Source organism: Streptomyces sp. NPDC044033 (assembly GCF_056434425.1).
In genome coordinates this window covers 1-1,292 of sequence record NZ_JBWKFF010000069.1, presented here as the reverse complement: position 1 = coordinate 1,292, position 1,292 = coordinate 1, and the positions used below count along the sequence as shown (strand labels likewise).

The following is a 1,292-nucleotide window of genomic DNA, read 5'->3' as shown; positions in this document are numbered from 1 at the left end:
TCGATGTGGAAGTCGTCCCGGGCGAAGCCCTCATTTTGGCGGTGTTGGCGGGTGGGGTTGCTCCGGAGCGGCCCGGAGACGGTGACCCGGTGTTCACGGGTGGCTTGTTCCAGGTGGGGCAGGGAGGTGTAACCGGCGTCGACCAGGTGCTCGGCGGGCAGCAGCCCGCGGCGGGCCAGGCGGGTGTGGATGCCGGGCAGGACCTGGCTGTCGTGGGTGGTGGCCGCGGTGGTGGCCACGTCCGTGATCACGTTGGGGCCGTCGGGAGCACAGGTCTCGGTCAGATGAGCGGCGAACCCCTTCCAGCTGATGATGTGTCCGTGCCGTGCGTAGCGGGCCGAGGTGTCGTAGGGAGAGACGACCGCCCGGGACGAGGGCGGCAGCCCGGGCCCGCCTTCCTTTTCGGCGGTGCGCCAGCGAAGGTGTCCTGCGGCGTCACGGTGGTAGTTCTGCACCAGGATCTGCCGCAGGGCCTGGACGCGAGGGCCGGACGTGCGGTCTGTGCCGTGCCGGTAGAGGTGTTCCAGGAGCCGGGCGGCGTCGTGTCCGGTGGCGGGGACCCTGGTCTTGGGCTTGGTGGGGTTCTTGCCCAGGCGGACCGGTCGGCCGTAGCGGCGCCCCCCGTCGTCGTCGACCAGCTCGTCGAGCAGGTCAGGGGAGATGCCGGCGACTTCTTCGAGTGCGGCGCGGACCGCTTCGGTGATCAGTTCCAGGCGGGTCAGGTCGCGCACCGCCGCCAGGATGTGGGTGGAGTCGGTGCGCTGCGTGGTGCGCTCGCGGACCAGTCCGGCCTCCTTGAGACAAGCCAGCGCGAGATCCAGGAGGCGGTCAGCACGGTCGCCCTCGGTGAGACGGTCTCGGAAGTCGGCCAGCACGCTGTGGTGGAAGCCGGGATCGCCCAGCTCCATGGCCATGGCGTACTTGAAGTCGATGCGGCAGCGGACCGCCTCGGCCGCCTGCCGGTCCGACAGATCAAGCAGGAACTGCAGCACACAGACGGTAGCCAGTTGAGCAGGCGAGAGACCCGGGCGCCCGTCGCGCGGGTACCAGTCGGCGAAGTCCTCGTCGCACCACAGCCCATCGAGGCGGTTACGCACCCATATCGCCGTCGTACCGCCTGGGTTGCTCGCCCGCGCGATCTGTGCGGTCAGAGGCGGGACTTGCTCACCGGAACGGGGGCGAAGGGACAACGAGCACCTCGTCAGCTGCATCGATCGGCGGAACTACCCGAGCATGCCCGTTGATCATGCTGCCGCACCGGGAAACTCCAAGATCCCCGACAGAGTCAAGCT

Annotated in this window: 1 protein-coding gene; it reads right to left on the bottom strand. The window is 69.1% G+C overall.

Annotated elements, in window-relative coordinates; genetic code table 11:
* On the bottom strand, nucleotides 1-1,097 hold a 1,097-nt coding region (locus AC07AB_RS40190; protein ID WP_478577683.1), incomplete at its 3' end, for a transposase.
* Nucleotides 1,098-1,292 lie beyond the last annotated feature (195 nt).